Genomic DNA, 14,085 nt, shown 5'->3' with positions numbered 1-14,085 from the left:
CGTGACCGATCGACGGACGCCGCTCACCTGGTTCGTCCTGGCGGCCGCCGGCCTCATCGCGTTGGTGATGTCGTCGCCGTTCCTGCTGATGGTGCTGAACGCCTTCAAGTCCGGCGCCGACTACTCCAGCCACGGACCGATCGCCTGGCCGCGCAGCTTCAGCCTGGATGCCTTCAGCAACTACCTGTCGCTGGTGGACTTCCCGGTCGCGCTCTGGAACTCCGTCCTGATCTCGACCGTGGTCGCCTTCGGCGGCGTGGCGCTCAGCCTGCTCAGCGCCTACCCGATCGGTGTCGGCCGGATCCGGGGGAGCGGGCTGATCCTCGCGATCCTGCTGCTGTCCACGATGCTGCCGCACGAGGCACTGATCTACCCGCTGTTCTACGGCGCCCAGGCCACGCACACCTTCAACACGGTGTGGTCGGTCATCATCGTGTTCGTCGTACTGCAAGGGGCCTTCGGCACCTATCTGCTCGCGAGCGTGATGGGGACGATGCCGAAGGAGATCCTGGAGGCGGCGGCGATCGACGGTGCCGGACGATGGCAGATCCTCTGGCGGATCGTGCTGCCGATCCTGCGCCCGACACTGTCCGTACTCGTCGTGTTCTTCTTCATCTGGACCTGGAACGAGTTCTACATCCCGGTCGTGCTGCTCTCCGACCAGACGTCGCAGACGGTGCCGATCGCGCTGTCGACGCTGCGCGGCCAGCACTCGATCGACATCACCGTACTCAACGCCGGCTCCCTGCTGTCGCTGCTTCCGACGCTGGTGTTCTTCCTGATCTTCCAGCGCACCCTCAACCGCGGCGTCACCGCGGGAGCCGTCAAATGACCAATCGAGAGGAATCCAGCTTGTTCCCGATCTTCGGCGTCCCCGTCCCACCGGCCGGCATCCGCAGCCGCTCCATCAACGCGGAGAACCCGACCGGCGCCCCCGGCGCAGCCGCCCGAACCGCCTCGGCGCTGGGTGTCGGGCGGAAGGGTTCACCCGCGGTACGACTCCCGGCCGGCGAGACCGTGACGCTGGCTGAGATCGACGGGCCGGGCACCATCCGGCACATCTGGCTGACCGTTGCCGACCGCACCGATCACGGGCCGTTCCTACTGCGGGACCTGGTACTGCGGGCGTACTGGGACGGCGCCGCCGATCCGTCGATCGAAGTACCGCTGGGGGACTTCTTCTGCAACGGGTTCGGCGCTCGGGCGCTGGTGAACTCGGTCCCGATCGTGGTTGCTCCCACCGGCGGGATGAACTGCTACCTGCCGATGCCGTTCCGTGAGGGGGCGCGGATCACGGTCGAGAGCCAGCATGCGGGCGACGTACCGGCGCTGTTCTACCAGGTGGACTACACGGTCGGGGACGCGCATTCGGCCGAGACGCCGTACCTGCATGCACAGTGGCGGCACTCGGACGGTGCTGCGCCGCTGGGGACGGATCACGTCATTGTCGACGGGGTCAGCGGGCGGGGGACGTACGTCGGGACGTATGTCGCGCTGACGTCCCTGCATCGCTACTGGTGGGGCGAGGGGGAGGTGAAGTTCTTCCTGGACGAGGACGAGGAGTTCCCGACGCTGTGCAGTACTGGGCTCGAGGACTACGCAGGCGGGGCGTGGGCGTTCCAGGACGAGCTGCGGTCGGCGCCGGAGCCGGAGATCATCACGTTCAGCGCGCCGTACTGCGGGTATCCGTTCCACTCGACGCGCGATCGGACCGCGGCGTCACCGTTCGCCACGGAGGCGTTGCCGATGCACGGTCTATATCGGTGGCACCTGCCCGATCCGATCCACTTCGAGCAGCGCCTGAAGGTGACACTCCAGCAGATCGGCGCCTGGGACCACGGCCTGTTCGAACGCCAGGACGACATCGCCACCACCGCCTACTGGTACCAGACCGGCAGGCAGATACCGTTCCCAGCGCTCCCCCCGGCAGCCGCCCGCTGGCCCCGCTGAGGGACGAGCGGCTCCCGTCCAGGCGGCGGGCGATCCAGGGTCAGGCGCCGGGTTGGGGGTTGAGGACGGACTCGGCCTTGTCGACGGCCGTTTCGGTGGCGCCGTCGATGTCGTCGGGGATGCCGGCGACGATGGTGAGGGCGAGTACGACGTCGTCGACGCCGGTGGTGATCATCGTGACCTCGAGGCCCTGGAGTGCGCCGGAGGTTGCGGTGAAGCGGACGGCGACCGGGTCGGTGCCGGCCTGCGGAGCGGAGACCTGGCGGACGCTGATCGGCGAACTGCCCTGACCGGGGATCTTCAGCGTCATCGAGCGGCAGCTGGTGACGGCGTTCTTGAACGACCGCTGCAGCGCGCGGACGGCGGCCGTCGACCCCATCGCGTCGAGGCTCTCGTCGATGAACGGGCCTTCAGCGCCGCCGGAGTACGACAGACCCGCGGACGCCTTGGAACCGGGTGGGTTGTCGGCGTTCGAGTACGCGACGAGCTTCGCGCAGCGGGAGTCCTTCGAGGACAGCACCACCTGCGGTCCGTCGCCGCCAGTGTCGGTCTCGATCGAGAAGCCCGACGGGAGGTCGGTGAGCGCCAGGAGCGCCTTCTTCAGCACGGCTGCCGTACGAGGCGCCCGCGCCGGCGGTGCCATCGTCGGCGTCGGGACCGCCGGGGTGGCCGTGGTCGGTGCGGGCGCGGGTGTCGTCTCGGTCGGCGTCGTGACGGTTGTTGGTGCAACCGACGATGGGCCGGCCGTCGCCGCGAGACTTCCCGGCACACCAGCACAACCTGCAGCCACCGGGCAGGCTGAACCTGTCTGCTAGATCGGCGGCCGCACGCCGAGTGTTACCACCGTGACGCGATTGTGATCGTTCAAACCGCCGACCACGGGACCGCAGCAGCCGGCTGATTCCTCGGAGGTGCCGCCGTAGGCGAGGTCGGAGGAGCAGACGCCGGATTCGGGGAGGTTCAGTTGTACGTCGCGCGCGGCGGTCCAGTCGCCGGCCAGGGCGGCTGCGACGGAGCGGGCCTGTTCGTAGCCGGTGGCGAGGAGGAAGGTCGGAGCGCGGCCGTAAGACTTGGCGCCGATGGCGTAGTAGCCGGGCTCGGGATGGGCGAGTTCGTCGGCGCCGTGCGGTGGGACGGTGCCGCAGGAGTGCTGGTTGGGGTCGATGAGCGGAGCGAGCGCGCGGGTCGAGCCGAGGATCGGGTCGAGGTCCAGGCGGAGCTCGGAGACGAGGTCGTGGTCGGGGCGGAAGCCGGTGGAGTTGACGACGGTGTCGGCGGTGACGGTCTGCTCGCCGGAGGTGAGTACGACGCGGCCGTCCGACGTACCGACCGACTCGATGCGGAACGAGCCGACCAGCTCGACGCGCCCCGAACGGACGAGCTGCTGCAGGCGGCTGCCGAGGGCGCCGCGGGCGGGGAGCTCGTCGGCGTCGCCGCCGCCGTACGCGCGGGTCTGGTCGGTGCCGCGGACGACCCACACGATCTCGGTGCCGGGCTCCTCGCCGGCGAGCCGGCCGAGGTCGAGCAGCGTGGTCGCGGCGGAGTGGCCCGCGCCGACGACGGCGGTACGGCGGCCCGCGTAGCGCTGCCGGTCCGCGCCGAGTACGTCGGGGAGCGCGTGCGCGATGCCGTCGGTGTTGGCGCGTTCGCCGCGAGCGGGGATGCCCGAACCGCCGAGGACGTTGGGGTTGCGCCAGGTACCGGTCGCGTCGACGACCGCCGACGCGAGCAGTTCGGTGTCGTCGGCGAGGCGGATCAGGTACGGCGCGGTCTCGCGGCCCGCGGTCCGGATGCGGTCGAACCCGAGGCGTGTCACCGCGACCACCTGCGCGTCGTACCGGATGCGGTCGTTGAGTTCGGGTGTCTTCGTGAGCGGTGTCAGGTAGGCGTCGATCAGGTCGCCGCCGGTGGGGAGCGTGTCCGGGCCGGGCTCGGTCCAGCCGGTCGGTTCGAGCAGGCGGCGGGCGGCGGAGTCGATGTCGTAGCGCCACGGGCTGAACAGCTTCACGTGCCGCCATTCCTCGATCGCGGCCGCGGGACCCGGTCCTGCTTCGAGGACTGTGAAGTCCAGTCCGCGCTCGGCGAGGTGCGCGGCGGCCGCGAGGCCGATCGGGCCGGCGCCAAGAACGACGATCGGCGCTGCTGTCTGCTCGCCCACGATCCAACTCCTGTCTAGAAGATCATCGAAACAACGCCAGCTTGCCTCTTGATTAGACAAGAGTCAAGATAGATCTATGTCGAAACAAGACGTGACGCTGACCGCCGGTGGTTGTTGCGCGTCGATCTCCACGTCCGCGCTCGACGAGGCCCGAGCCGCGGAAGGCGCGTCGGTGTTCAAGGCGCTGGCCGATCCGGTCCGGCTGCGGCTGTTCTCGATGATCACGTCGGCCGCCGGCGAGATCTGCGTCTGCGACCTGACCCCACAGTTCGAGGTCAGCGGGCCGACGATCTCCCATCACCTGAAGGTGCTACGCGCGGCGGGCCTGGTCGACTGCGAGCGCCGCGGTACGTGGGTCTACTACCGGCCCGTCCCGGAGAAGCTCCGCTCGATCGCCGACCTGCTCGCCGTACCGGCGAAGCGCGCGTGAACCACGCGCAACCGGTGGGCCGCAAGGCAATCGCCGAAGGTCTCGGTACCGGCCTGCTCGTGACGGTCGTGGTCGGGTCCGGAATCGCCGCCGCGCGGCTCTCGCCCGCCGACACCGGCCTGCAACTGCTGGAGAACTCTTTCGCCACCGCACTCGGGCTCGCTGTCCTGATCCTGGTCTTCGGCCCGGTCTCCGGCGCCCACTTCAACCCGGTCGTATCGCTCGTCGACTGGTGGCTCGGCCGCCGGAGCGGCGGCGGGCTGACTGCGCGGGAGCTGGCCGTCTACGTTCTTGCGCAGGTCGGCGGCGGGATCGCCGGGGCGATCCTCGCGAACCTGATGTACGGCGCCACCGCCGTGTCCTGGTCGACCACGCACCGGTCCGCGGGACATCTCTACCTCGGCGAGACCGTCGCCACGGCCGGGCTGATCCTGCTCGTCTTCGCGCTCGTCAGGTCCGGTCGCGCGGCGGCGGCGCCGGCGGTCGGTGCCTATATCGGCGCGGCGTACTGGTTCACCTCGTCGACCTCGTTCGCCAACCCGGCCGTCACGATCGGGCGGGCGTTCAGCGACACCTTCGCCGGTATCGCGCCCAGTTCCGTACCCGGGTTCGTCGCCTTCCAGTTCGTCGGTGCCGCCCTCGGCTCCGCGCTGGTCGCGATTCTGTACCCCGGACCGAGACAAGCAGCCGACCTCACATCCACCGCGGGAGCATCCTCGTGAGTACACCCACCGTCCTGTTCGTTTGCGTCCACAATGCCGGCCGATCGCAGATGGCTGCGGGCTGGCTGCGGCAGTTGGCCGGCGACGCTGTGAAGGTCCGGTCCGCGGGCTCGGAGCCTGCCGAGCGGATCAATCCGGTCGCGGTCGAAGCCATGCGCGAGGTCGGGATCGACATCACGGACGCCGTACCGCAGATTCTGGAAACGGAGGCCGTGCGGGACAGCGACGTCGTGGTCACGATGGGCTGTGGGGATGCCTGCCCGTTCTTCCCCGGCAAACGCTACGAGGACTGGAAACTCACCGACCCCGCCGGCCAGCCGATCGAGGTCGTTCGGCAGGTCCGCGACGAGATCCGCGCCCGCGTCGAGAAGCTGCTGGATGGGTTGAGACGTTAACGGACCGTGGTCCGGTCGTTCGGGGTCTGCCGGGATGGTGGGGGAACCGCTAGTCTCGGTATTCGTAACGCTGGGCAACGGTTGAAGGTCAGGGCCGGAGTCATCCCGGTCACCATGTGCAGCCCGTCGGCCAGGGGAGGGCCTCGAGGTGAGCGCCTCGATCGATCGGGAACAGCAGGTAGTTGATCCACCGACGGCCGGCGGGATTCCGCGGCCGCCGGCGACGTTGGTGGTGCGGGAGCGCCTGCACGAGGCCTTGGACGTCGGTGTCCGGGCGCCGCTGACCGTGCTGATCGCGCCGCCGGGGACCGGGAAGACCGTGCTGCTGTCGGACTGGGTGCGGCGGCAGCGTGACGCGGGGACCGCGGTGACGTGGATCGGTGGGCAGGACCCACGTTCGCTCGAGCGCTTGCTCGAACGGGCCGCGGACGCAGCGGTTCCGGAGCTTGCCGTGGTCGACGACGGGCAGTTGCTGCCGGCAACCGCCCTTGCCGAGTTGTCGCAGGTACTGCGGAAGTCGCCGTACGCGCTGCGGATCGTCCTGGCGAGCCGCTACGACCTGCCCCTCCCGGTGCCGGAGCTGGAACTGCGCGGGCTGGCGCTGACGTTGCGGTCGCGGGACCTGCGGTTCACCGACGCGGAGGCGACGGAGCTGGTGCGCGCGCATGCCGGTCGGGCGACCGCGGAGGACATTCGCTTGTTCCAGGCGAACACCGCCGGGTGGGCGGCCGCGCTGGTCCTCGCGGCGCGGACGTTCGCGGCGTCCGGCGAGGTGAGGTGGTCGCTGGTGCAGCAGAGCCCGGTGCTGGACCTGTTCCTGGGGGAGACGGTCAACACGCTCGACGAGCGGGTGCAGACGATGCTGCTGTGCACGTTCGGGGTGCCGTCGGTGACCGGTGAGCTGGCCGCGCGGCTGAGCGACGACCCGGAGGCCGGGGCGATGCTCGCGGAGCTGGCGGGGAACGGGCTGCTGGTCACGGCGTACGTCGACGAGCCCGGCGGGGAGCCGACGTACCGCTATCACCCGTTGCTGGTCGAGCTGCTGCGGCGACGGGTCGCCGGGAACGCCGGGCGGGCGCGGATCGTGGCGGACGCGCAGCACCGGTCCGCCGTGTACTGCGAGAACCGTGGCGACAGCGTCGGCGCATTGCGGAGTGCACTCGGCGCGGACGATCCGGAGCTGGTGGCGCGGATCGTGCTGGGACGGGGTCCGGAGTTGCTCGCGGCGGGCGAGCTGGAGCTGGTCGCGGCGGCGTTCGCGGCGTTGCCGGCCGGATACGTCGACAGTCACCCGCACCTGACCGGCGTACGCGGGCTGCTGCGCCGGGAGTCCGGCGATGTGGCCGGCGCGATCATGGACGCGGCCGGCGCGGGCCCGATCGCGGAAGGCGTGACGCCGGAGGACGATGCGTTGGCGGCGGACGGCGTGCTACTGCGGTTGTGGGAGTCGCGGTACGGCTGGCACGACGTCGGCGCCGCGATCGACGGTGCGCGGGCGTTGCTGGACCCGGGCGGCGCCGTCCTCGGGCCCGAGCGCCTGGCGTGGCTGCTGATCGAGCTGGCCGCGGCCGAGACCTGGGCCGACGACCTCGACAGCGCGTCGGCGCACCTCGGCGAGGCGCTCGTCTCGGCCCGGATGGCGTCCCATCCCCGGCTGGTCGCGGGTGGGCTCGCGCACCGGGCGGTCGTGCAGTACGCCCGCGGTCAGGTCCGCAACGCGGCGACCTCGGCCCGCGAGGCGCTCGACATCGGTGGCGACGACCTGCCACGGGAGTACGCCGTCCGCGCGTATCTCGTGCTCGGGTTCGCCGCGCTGAACGACCTCCGGCAGGACGGGGCCTGGCACTGGTACGAGCTGGTGGCGACCGCGGCCGAGTCGGACACGGTGATCGCCGTACTCCGGGCGACGCTGCGCGGGGTGCTGTTGATCGAGGACGGCCGGCTGGACGAGGCGTTGGCCGAGCTGACCGTGGATCCTGTCGCGGCCGGTCCGCTGCCGTCGTTCCTGGCCCGCGACCTGGCGTTGTTGCGGTTCCGGCTGGCGGTGCTGATGGGGGACGAGGACGGGGCCGTCGGGCAGCTCGCGGACCTGGACCGCGTCGGCAGCCGTACCGAGGCCGAGCTGCTGCGCGCCGTGCTCTCGATCAGCGACGGCGATCCACCGGCCACCGTGCGGACGATCGACGAGGTACTGGCGCGCCCCGGCATCCACCCACCGGTCGCGTCCGCGGCGGCCTCCTTCCGGACCGTACTGCTGGCCCGCGCGGCCGACCCGATCGCGGCCGAGGCGTCCCTCGTCGACACCCTGAACCGCGTCGCCCCGCAGCGGATCGTGCACGCGCTGATCCCGGCCGGCGGCGAGCAGGCGTTCCTCGACCAGCTCCGCGCGCACGTCGGTACGCCGAACCCGCACCCGTTCGCCGCGATCGCCCTCGAGAAGCTCGCCGCGTACCGGAGCCCCCCGAGCGGCGGCCGTACCCTGCTCGCCCGCACCCGGCCGGAGCCGCGCACCGCGCCGGACCGCCGGCTGAGCGCGGTCGTGAACGGCGCCCAGATCCGGCTGACCGCCCGGGAGGCCGACGTCCTGGACCAGCTCGCGCTCGGCAACTCCTACACCGAGACCGCGAAGGCGTTGTACATCACCGAGAACACGGTGAAGACGCACCTGATGGCGCTGTACCGAAAGCTTGGTGTCGAGAAGCGGTCCGCGGCGCTCCGGGTCGCCCGCGGCGTCGGGCTGCTGCGGCCGGCACCAGCGGTGGAGACGGGCCTGCCGGCGGCGCGCGGATCGGCGTCGGGGGCATTCGGCGGACAAGGGAGACTGGGGTGACTCGAATGAATCAAGGCCTGCTGAACTCGCTGACCGAGGCGGAGCGGTTGCTCGTGGCCGAGACCGAGCGCGACACGTTGAAGCAGCTGGACGAGGATGAGCTGCTGGATCTGCACCAACGGGTCCGGAGGGCGCGGACGAAGTACGTCAAGAACTACCGGCGCGGAGCGAGCGCCGCTGTCGCGGAGGTCGGCGGGCGCGGGCTGTCGTACCCACGGAACCAGCGCGACCGGGACAAGGCCGAGCTGTTCGAGCTGGTGCTGGCCAGCGTGAGCCGCGAGGTCGCGACCGTGGCGCGCCGGGCGTCGATGGAACTGCGCGCCGAGCGGATCGCTGCCGGACGGACGACCCGCCCGGCCCTCGCGACCACGAAACGACCCGCTGCGAAGCGGCCGGCGGCGGAGCCCGCTCCGGCGACCGACCCGCCGCCGCGGGCCACGAAGACCACCGGTGGGTTGAAGAAGGATGCGTCGACCAGGGCGCTCGGCAGCCGTCGGCAGGCCAAACGAGACTCTCGCTGACTCGCCCGATTCGGGTGAGCACAAACGGCGCCGGGTCCGTTGAGCTGGACACCGCGGCGTCGAGGAGGTGCAGAGGATGCGCGGTACCCGGTTCACAGCCCGATTCAGGGCCCGGTTCAGGTTGCCGTTGATCGGTGTCTCGTTGGTCCTGGTCGGATTGGGGTACAGCGCGCTGGTCCCCAACGGTGCCGCCGGGGCCGACGGTCCGCAGTCCCAGCAGATCGAGCAGGGCCGGAAGCTGTTCGCGGTCGGCTGCGCCAGCTGCCACGGCCTGCACGCGGAGGGCAGTACGAACGGCACCGGCACGTTCACGGCGCCCTCGCTGATCGGTGTGGGCGCGGCCGCGGTCGACTTCCAGGTCAGTACCGGCCGGATGCCGGCCCAGCAGCCCGGGGCGCAGATCCCGCAGAAGCCACCCGTCTACACCGCGGACGAGATCGCGGCGCTCGCGGCGTACGTCGCCTCGCTCGCACCCGGTCCGGCGATCCCGCCGTCCTCGTCGTACGACGTGAGCAAGGCGACCGACGAGCAGATCACCCGCGGCGGCGAGCTGTTCCGGACCAACTGCACGGCGTGCCACAACTTCGCCGGGAGCGGCGGTGCGCTGCCGAACGGGAAGTACGCGCCGTCGCTGATGAAGACGACACCGCTGAACATCTACCAGGCGATGCTCACCGGACCGCAGCAGATGCCGGTCTTCTCCGACCAGGTCCTGCGCCCCGAGGACAAGCGGGACATCATCGCCTACATCGTCGCGCTGCAGCAGGCGAAGAACCCCGGCGGGCTCGGCCTCGGCCGGCTCGGCCCGGTGTCCGAAGGGCTGTGGGGCTGGGTGATCGGGATCGGCCTGCTGGTCGCCGTCGCGGTCTGGATCGGCTCCCGGGTGCCGCGCGCCCAGCGCACACCGGAGGACCCGCCGCACTGAAGGTCACCATCAACGGGAGGAACCTGACATGACTCACCTCGTGGTACTCGGTCTGGACAGCCGGGAGGACGCCGAGCGCGTCGTCCAGGTCACCGACGAGCTCGCCAAGCAGCAGTTGCTGCAGCGCGAGGACGCGGCGATCGCGTACAAGGATGCCAAGGGCAAGGTACGGATCCAGCAGACGATGAACCTGACCGCGGCCGGAGCGACCGGCGGCGCGCTCTGGGGGACGTTGATCGGCCTGATCTTCCTGAACCCACTGGCCGGCATGGTCGTTGGTGCGGCCACCGGTGCGATCAGCGGGAAGCTGACCGACATCGGCGTCAGTGACCAGCTGATCAAGGAGATCGGCCAGGAGCTGCAGGAGGGGCACGCGGCCGTGTTCCTGCTGGCGCGGTCGGCAACCGTCGACCGGGTGATCGAGGCGCTGAAGCCGTACAGCCCGACGATCCTGCAGACCAACCTCACCCGTGAGCGGGAGGAAGAACTGGTGCAGGCCCTGCAGTCCTGACCTACGCGGCAGGTACCCCGCGCTGTTGGTAGCGCCAACGGGCGAGCGCCAGCAGCCCGACCACGACCGGGACGACCTGGACCGCGCCCCGCCAGATCAGCAGGCCGGCGATCATCGTCGTCGGCTCCAGGTCGCTGTGCGACGCGACGAACGCGGTGAAGCTCGCGTCGAGCACGCCGGCGCCCATCAGCGGCAGGCCCGTGAGCGGGTAGCTGACGAGGAACGTACACGCGAGCAGCAGGACGGTCGTGGCGCTCATGGGTACGCCGACGAACCCTAGGCACAGGACGAGAACGCCCGCCTCCACGACGACCAGTGCGCACAGACTCAGGACGGCCGTCCGGCCGTGGACCTTCAGCAGGCCCGCGCTGTGCGCCTGGAAGTCCACGAGCCGCGCGGACCACTCGACCGGTCCATTGGCCGACGGGCGGACCTTCCGGATGACGGTGCCGAGCAGCCGGCCGAGGGCGGCGGCCGTCCGTTCCGCGCGTACGGCGTACACGAGGCCGATCAGCAACGCCGCGGCGCCGGCACCGAACAGCAGCGCGGCCCACGCGAACGGCGCGTAGAACGCCTGAGCGGCCCAGAACACGACGAACCCGAGCACCGGCGCGGCCAGCCGCGCAATGTAGAACATCACCGTGCTGAGCGTCAGCCCGGACGCGGCCGCCTTCGCGTCGATGCCCCACGACCGCAGCATCGCCAGCCGTACGACGACATCGCCCGGCGACGGCGCGATCGTCGCCACGGACGTCGCCGCGACGTCGTTGACCATCGCCCGCGGGACCTTGAGGCCCGATATGAACAGTGCGAGCGGAGCCGCGAGGACGAACCGCCGCAGCGGCAGGACGAGCAGGATCGCCACGATCTGCCACGCGTGCAGATGCGTCACCGCGTAGCCGACCTGGCTCCAGTCGATCGACCGCACCAACCGGAGCAGCAGCCACGCGACCACGGCGATCGCCACGAACCGGGCCACGCGAACGACGGCCCGCGGCACTCGGCGCCCGGCCGGCTGGTCGGTCGAAGCCGGTCGAGGTACGGGGTCGGCCACTCCATCACTCTGCCGTCGGCGCCGTACGCCCGCCTCCCACGATCCGGGGGAGTTGCCGGCTATCGCCCGGGAAGGGTGATGCCCGCACCGCCGCGGCTCCGGCACAGTTGCGGCGAGGGGCGGCGAAAGGGGCGTTGTCATGAGCCACTACGTGATCCGGGTACAGGGCACGTTGTCGCACGAACTCACCGACGCGTTTCCGGCGCTCGCGGTGGACCCGGAGCCGGTGCAGACCGTACTGCACGGCGACCTGGCCGACCAGGCCGCGCTGGCCGGCGTCCTGAACCACCTCGACATGCTCGGGGTCAACATCCTGGAAGTGCTGCAGATCCCGCCGTGGGGTCCGGCCGACTGAGCCGCGTCGCGACCAGCGCCGCACCGGCCACCACCGCGCCGGCCACGAAGATCACCAGCGCCGCCGTCCACAGGGACCGGGTGAGGGTGTCGAACAGCGCGGTCGCCGGGACGTCGGTCGGCAGCCGGTCCAGTGCGAGCTGCCGACCGATCACCAGGAGGATGCCGAGGACAACCATCGAGGACGCGACGCCGAGCCCGATCCCGACGAGCGTCCGGCGACGCCGGGCCGCGACAGCCAGGCCGAGGACGAGCAGACCGCCGGCGACGTACGGCAGGATCGCGCCGTAGCGGTCGAGGAGGCGGTACCCGCGTTGCGCCTTCGGCAGGTCCGGCGACGAGAACAGGTCGAGGCTCTGGTGGACGTCCGGGATCAGCTGGGCGGCGGAGAAGCCCGACCGGACCAGACGGTCCCGGGCCGCCGCGACGAACGGGCCGAGGTCGATGCTGACCGTCTCGCCGTTGACGCCGACCGGGCCGCGGTCGGTCAGGATGTTGATGAGCTGCTCGTGAGCGACCCGATTGGCGGTGTTCCACAGGCTCTGGAAGTTGTCGCTGTCGATGAGCTGGCCGACCTGGTTGCGGACGGGGCCGCTCGCGCTGCTCGCGATCCGCTGCGGCAGGTTGCGCAGGATCGCCGCCGTCATCTGGTCGGCGACGGCATTGCGTACGTCGGGGTCGGCAGCCAGCGGCGCGACGGTGGCGACGTACCGTTCCGTGTTGGTGACGTGGGTGCGTGCCCAGGCGGCCGTCACCGCGACCGGCGCCAGGAAGCACCCGGCCACGATCAGGACGACCGCGATCACGGTCCTGGCCTTGTGTGTGTCCTCCATGGACTGCCTCCGCCGTCATCAGGAGCGTGACCTGTCGGGGCGGCGGTTTCCTCCTCCAGATCGGGTGAGCAGGGCTCGCCGGTGCGGTCTTACGCTGCACGATGAACCTACTGCGGGAGGTGCCAGCGTGAGCCAGGACCAGCCGACGGTGTTCCGTGACGTGCGCGTTCTCGACGTACGGCGCGGTCGCGTCGGCGAGGCTGAGCAGGTACTGGTCCGGGACGGGGTTGTCGATCAGATCTCGCCGTCCGTGGAGGTACCGGACGGGGCGCGGGTGATCGCGGGGGACGGGCGCGTCGTGATGCCCGGGTTGATCGACGCGCACTGGCATTCGCTGTTCGCGGCGGTGCCGTTGATGACGGCGATGATGGGTGATGTCGGGTACCTGCACATCGTCGCGGCTGCGGCGGCGCGGGAGACGTTGATGCGGGGGTTCACCACGGTGCGGGACGCCGGGGGGCCGTCGCTCGGGTTGAAGCAGGCGATCGACACCGGGGTGGCGCAGGGGCCGCGGATCTATCCGTCGGGGGCGATGATTTCGCAGACGGGTGGGCATGGCGATTTCCGGACGCGTAATGAGGTTCCGCGGGGGCGGACGGGCCATTTGAGTCACGCCGAGCTGGTGGGGGCGGTGCGGATCGCGGACGGGGTCAGCGCGGTGTTCGAGGCGGCCAGGGAGCAGTTGATGCTGGGCGCGTCGCAGCTGAAGTTGATGGCCGGCGGCGGGGTGGCATCGCCGTACGATCCACTGGACGTCACGCAGTACACCGAGGCTGAGCTGCATGCGGCGGTCGAGGCGGCGGAGAACTGGGGGACGTATGTGATGGTGCATGCGTACACGCCGCGGGCTGTGCAGCAGTCGGTGCGGGCCGGGGTGCGCTGCATCGAGCACGGGCAGTTGCTGGACGACGAGACCGTTGCGTTGATGGCGGAGAACGACGTGTGGTGGTCGCTGCAGCCGTTCCTCGCGGACGAGGACGCACCGCCCGTACCGCCGGCGAACCAGGCGAAGTACGACCAGATGGTGCGGGGGACCGAGACGGCGTACGAGCTGGCCCGCAAGCACGAGGTGCGGTTGGCGTGGGGGACGGACACGCTGTTCGATCCCGGGCTGGCCGCCAAACAGGGTAAGCAACTCGCGAAGATGACCCGCTGGTTCACCCCGGCCGAAGTGCTCACGATGGCAACCGTCACCAACGCCGAACTCCTCGCCCTGGCCGCCGAACGAAACCCCTACCCCGGCACCCTCGGCGTCATCGAACCAGGCGCCCACGCCGACCTGCTCCTCGTCAACGGCAACCCGCTGGACAACATCCAGTTGCTCGCCACCCCGGAAACCTCATTCGCGCTCATCATGAAACAAGGCGCCATCGCCAAGAACACCACAAGCTGACGCGGGCCC

Annotated in this window: 15 protein-coding genes; 11 read left to right on the top strand and 4 right to left on the bottom strand. The window is 70.6% G+C overall.

Features of this window, described 5'->3' with window-relative positions:
* Position 1: 1 nt before the first annotated feature.
* Positions 2-832 carry a carbohydrate ABC transporter permease gene (locus ACXJJ3_RS02910; protein WP_458168311.1) on the top strand — a complete coding sequence of 277 codons (831 nt, stop codon included), beginning with the start codon at positions 2-4 and terminating at the stop codon, positions 830-832.
* Positions 829-1,950, top strand: a complete 1,122-nt coding sequence (locus ACXJJ3_RS02905; RefSeq protein ID WP_458168310.1) for a glycoside hydrolase family 172 protein — start codon at positions 829-831, stop codon at positions 1,948-1,950. The genes ACXJJ3_RS02910 and ACXJJ3_RS02905 overlap by 4 nt, the downstream gene beginning before the upstream one ends.
* Before the next feature lie 40 nt (positions 1,951-1,990).
* On the opposite strand, the gene ACXJJ3_RS02900 is transcribed toward ACXJJ3_RS02905, so the two are convergent.
* Both ACXJJ3_RS02900 and ACXJJ3_RS02895 read right to left on the bottom strand, forming a co-directional pair.
* Positions 1,991-2,719: a hypothetical protein gene (locus ACXJJ3_RS02900; RefSeq protein WP_458168308.1), complete on the bottom strand. Its 729-nt coding sequence runs from the start codon at positions 2,717-2,719 to the stop codon at positions 1,991-1,993.
* Between the two features lie 42 nt (positions 2,720-2,761).
* The gene (locus tag ACXJJ3_RS02895) at positions 2,762-4,108 is read right to left on the bottom strand and encodes an FAD-dependent oxidoreductase (RefSeq protein ID WP_458168307.1); all 1,347 of its coding nucleotides are present in this window, start codon (positions 4,106-4,108) and stop codon (positions 2,762-2,764) included.
* Positions 4,109-4,184: 76 nt separating this feature from the next.
* On the opposite strand from ACXJJ3_RS02895, the gene ACXJJ3_RS02890 reads away from it, so the two are divergent.
* The 7 genes from ACXJJ3_RS02890 to ACXJJ3_RS02860 all read left to right on the top strand — a co-directional run bounded on the left by ACXJJ3_RS02890 (position 4,185) and on the right by ACXJJ3_RS02860 (position 10,442).
* Positions 4,185-4,538: an ArsR/SmtB family transcription factor gene (locus ACXJJ3_RS02890; RefSeq protein ID WP_458168306.1), complete on the top strand. Its 354-nt coding sequence runs from the start codon at positions 4,185-4,187 to the stop codon at positions 4,536-4,538.
* Positions 4,535-5,260 carry an aquaporin gene (locus tag ACXJJ3_RS02885; RefSeq protein ID WP_458168305.1) on the top strand — a complete coding sequence of 242 codons (726 nt, stop codon included), beginning with the start codon at positions 4,535-4,537 and terminating at the stop codon, positions 5,258-5,260. Before ACXJJ3_RS02890 ends, ACXJJ3_RS02885 begins: the two co-directional genes overlap by 4 nt.
* Positions 5,257-5,655: an arsenate reductase ArsC gene (locus tag ACXJJ3_RS02880; RefSeq protein WP_458168304.1), complete on the top strand. Its 399-nt coding sequence runs from the start codon at positions 5,257-5,259 to the stop codon at positions 5,653-5,655. Before ACXJJ3_RS02885 ends, ACXJJ3_RS02880 begins: the two co-directional genes overlap by 4 nt.
* A gap of 148 nt (positions 5,656-5,803) precedes the next feature.
* Positions 5,804-8,485 carry a LuxR C-terminal-related transcriptional regulator gene (locus ACXJJ3_RS02875; RefSeq protein ID WP_458168303.1) on the top strand — a complete coding sequence of 894 codons (2,682 nt, stop codon included), beginning with the start codon at positions 5,804-5,806 and terminating at the stop codon, positions 8,483-8,485.
* Complete coding sequence (locus ACXJJ3_RS02870) at positions 8,482-9,006, top strand: hypothetical protein (RefSeq protein WP_458168302.1); 525 nt, start codon at positions 8,482-8,484, stop codon at positions 9,004-9,006. Before ACXJJ3_RS02875 ends, ACXJJ3_RS02870 begins: the two co-directional genes overlap by 4 nt.
* 76 nt (positions 9,007-9,082) lie before the next feature.
* Entirely contained in the window at positions 9,083-9,931 is an 849-nt protein-coding gene (qcrC, locus tag ACXJJ3_RS02865; protein ID WP_458168301.1) for a cytochrome bc1 complex diheme cytochrome c subunit, read from the top strand.
* 28 nt (positions 9,932-9,959) lie between these two features.
* Positions 9,960-10,442 (top strand): DUF1269 domain-containing protein, encoded by a 483-nt coding sequence (locus ACXJJ3_RS02860; RefSeq protein WP_458168299.1) that lies wholly within the window; start codon positions 9,960-9,962, stop codon positions 10,440-10,442.
* Position 10,443: 1 nt separating this feature from the next.
* Here the strand turns inward: ACXJJ3_RS02860 and ACXJJ3_RS02855 are convergent, their stop codons facing one another.
* A complete protein-coding gene (locus ACXJJ3_RS02855; RefSeq protein WP_458168298.1) occupies positions 10,444-11,421 on the bottom strand; it encodes a lysylphosphatidylglycerol synthase domain-containing protein in 978 nt (325 codons plus the stop codon).
* 214 nt (positions 11,422-11,635) lie between these two features.
* Between ACXJJ3_RS02855 and ACXJJ3_RS02850 the strand changes: the two genes are divergently transcribed.
* Positions 11,636-11,851: a hypothetical protein gene (locus ACXJJ3_RS02850; RefSeq protein ID WP_458168297.1), complete on the top strand. Its 216-nt coding sequence runs from the start codon at positions 11,636-11,638 to the stop codon at positions 11,849-11,851.
* Here the strand turns inward: ACXJJ3_RS02850 and ACXJJ3_RS02845 are convergent.
* Positions 11,802-12,683: a hypothetical protein gene (locus ACXJJ3_RS02845; RefSeq protein WP_458168296.1), complete on the bottom strand. Its 882-nt coding sequence runs from the start codon at positions 12,681-12,683 to the stop codon at positions 11,802-11,804. The two genes, ACXJJ3_RS02850 and ACXJJ3_RS02845, sit on opposite strands and share 50 nt — an antisense overlap.
* A gap of 127 nt (positions 12,684-12,810) precedes the next feature.
* Here ACXJJ3_RS02845 and ACXJJ3_RS02840 point away from each other — a divergent pair, with 127 nt between their 5' ends.
* Positions 12,811-14,076, top strand: a complete 1,266-nt coding sequence (locus ACXJJ3_RS02840; protein WP_458168295.1) for an amidohydrolase family protein — start codon at positions 12,811-12,813, stop codon at positions 14,074-14,076.
* Positions 14,077-14,085 lie beyond the last annotated feature (9 nt).

The organism is Kribbella sp. WER1, from assembly GCF_054189145.1.
This window is presented reverse-complemented; position numbering and strand designations above follow the sequence as displayed.

What these genes read in the sequence shown, in the direction of transcription:
- ACXJJ3_RS02905 (WP_458168310.1), top strand. Translation starts at nt 829, where the DNA reads ATGACCAATCGAGAGGAATCCAGCTTGTTCCCGATCTTCGGCGTCCCC.
- ACXJJ3_RS02890 (WP_458168306.1), top strand. Translation starts at nt 4,185, where the DNA reads ATGTCGAAACAAGACGTGACGCTGACCGCCGGTGGTTGTTGCGCGTCG.
- qcrC (WP_458168301.1), top strand. Translation starts at nt 9,083, where the DNA reads ATGCGCGGTACCCGGTTCACAGCCCGATTCAGGGCCCGGTTCAGGTTG.
- ACXJJ3_RS02860 (WP_458168299.1), top strand. Translation starts at nt 9,960, where the DNA reads ATGACTCACCTCGTGGTACTCGGTCTGGACAGCCGGGAGGACGCCGAG.
- ACXJJ3_RS02850 (WP_458168297.1), top strand. Translation starts at nt 11,636, where the DNA reads ATGAGCCACTACGTGATCCGGGTACAGGGCACGTTGTCGCACGAACTC.
- ACXJJ3_RS02845 (WP_458168296.1), bottom strand. Translation starts at nt 12,683, where the DNA reads ATGGAGGACACACACAAGGCCAGGACCGTGATCGCGGTCGTCCTGATC.